Origin of the sequence: Adlercreutzia faecimuris (assembly GCF_022669055.1) — a bacterium.
In the GTDB taxonomy this organism is placed as follows: Bacteria; Actinomycetota; Coriobacteriia; order Coriobacteriales; family Eggerthellaceae; genus Enterorhabdus; species Enterorhabdus faecimuris.
This window is the reverse complement of sequence record NZ_JAJMLW010000006.1, coordinates 1-1,747: the sequence shown is the minus strand read 5'-3', so window position 1 is coordinate 1,747 and position 1,747 is coordinate 1. Positions and strand designations below refer to the sequence as shown.

2 protein-coding genes are annotated in these 1,747 nt (G+C 72.6%); both read left to right on the top strand.

Annotated elements, in window-relative coordinates:
- Positions 1 to 34 precede the first annotated feature (34 nt).
- Positions 35 to 751 carry a sugar transferase gene (locus tag LPT13_RS11615; protein ID WP_430622583.1) on the top strand — a complete coding sequence of 239 codons (717 nt, stop codon included), beginning with the start codon at positions 35 to 37 and terminating at the stop codon, positions 749 to 751.
- 1 nt (position 752) lies between these two features.
- Positions 753 to 1,747 (top strand): beta 1-4 rhamnosyltransferase Cps2T (cps2T, locus tag LPT13_RS11610; protein WP_242166569.1); only part of this gene is annotated, 995 nt, incomplete at its 3' end.

Here is a 1,747-nt window from a genome sequence, read left to right as displayed (position 1 = left end):
CGCCGGCGCCGCGCGCCCCGCGGGCGCCGCGACGGTGCCGCCCCGGGCGCGCCGCTACGCCGTGCGCGAGCTCGCCGGCTACGAGGCCCCCGAGGCCCCCGACCCCGCCGTCGCCGACGCCGCCGCGCGGCTCGCGTGCGGCAGGCGGGCCTACCGGGCGGCCAAGCGCGCCTTCGACGTGGCGTTCAGCGCGCTCGTGCTCGTCGCCTTCTCGTGGCTCTACCTGATCATCGCCGTGGCCGTGAAGCTCGACGACCCGTCGGGCCCGGTCATCTTCCGCCAGACGCGCGTGGGCCGCGGCGGCCGCGAGTTCACCATGTACAAGTTCCGCTCGATGCGCCCCGACGCCGAGGAGCGCCTCGAGTCCCTGCGCTCGATGAACGAGAAGACGGGCCCCGTCTTCAAGATGCGCGAGGACCCGCGCGTGACGCGGGTGGGCCGCGTGATAAGGAAGCTCTCGCTCGACGAGCTGCCCCAGTTCGCGAACGTGCTCAGGGGCGACCTGTCGGTGGTGGGGCCCCGCCCGGCCCTGCCCTCCGAGGTGGCCGCCTACACCCCGCGCCAGCGCCAGCGCCTGCTGGTTCGCCAGGGGCTCACCTGCTACTGGCAGACCCGCATGAACCGGGACGACCTCACCTTCGACGAGTGGGTCGACCTGGACCTGCTCTACATCGAGCAGTGCGGGATATGGGCCGACCTCAAGCTGATCATCCAGACGGTGGGCGTCGTGCTCAGCGCGCAGGGGAGGTGACGTGAGGGACGTCTTCATCATAGGGTGCAAGGGGATCCCGGCCGCCTACGGCGGCTTCGAGACCTTCGTGGAGAGGCTCACCGAGCACCGGTCGTCCCCGGACATCCGGTACCACGTCGCCTGCGCCGTCGACGGCGCCCCCGCCGAGCCCGAGTTCGAGCACAACGGGGCCCGCTGCTTCCGCGTCCCCTGGCGCCCGCTCGGGGCCGCCCGCGCCGTCACCTACGACCTGGACGCCCTCGGGCAGGCCGTCCGCTACGCGGAGGAGGGGGGCCTCGAGGCGCCCGTCTTCTACGTGCTGGCCTGCCGCATCGGCCCCTTCGTCGGGCGCTACGCGCGGCGCATCCGCGCGCTCGGCGGGACGCTCATGGTGAACCCGGACGGCCACGAGTGGCTGCGGGCCAAGTGGAGCGCGCCGGTGCGCGCCTACTGGAAGCTCTCCGAGCGCCTCATGGCCAAGCACGCCGACCTGCTCGTGTGCGACAGCCTGACCATCGAGTCCTACATCCGCGGGGAGTACGCGCGCTACTCGCCGAGGACGGCCTACGTCGCCTACGGCGCCGACGCGCGGCCCTCGGCGCTGGCCGACGACGACCCGGCGTGGAGGGGCTGGCTGTCCGAGCGCGGGCTGGAGCCGGGCGGCTACTACCTCGTGGTCGGCCGCTTCGTGCCGGAGAACAACTACGAGACCATGATCCGCGAGTTCATGGCGTCGGGCACGGGGCGCGACTTCGCGCTCGTGACCGGCGTGGACGGAGGCTTCCTCGAGGAGCTCGAGCGCAGGACGGGCTTCAGGTCCGACCCCAGGATCAAGTTCGTCGGCACCGTCTACGACCAGGAGCTGCTGAAGAAGGTGCGCGAGGGCGCCTTCGCCTACCTCCACGGCCACGAGGTCGGGGGCACCAACCCCAGCCTGCTCGAGGGCATGGCCTCCACCGGCCTGTGCCTGCTGCTCGACGTGGGCTTCAACCGCGAGGTCGCCGGCGACGCCGCCCT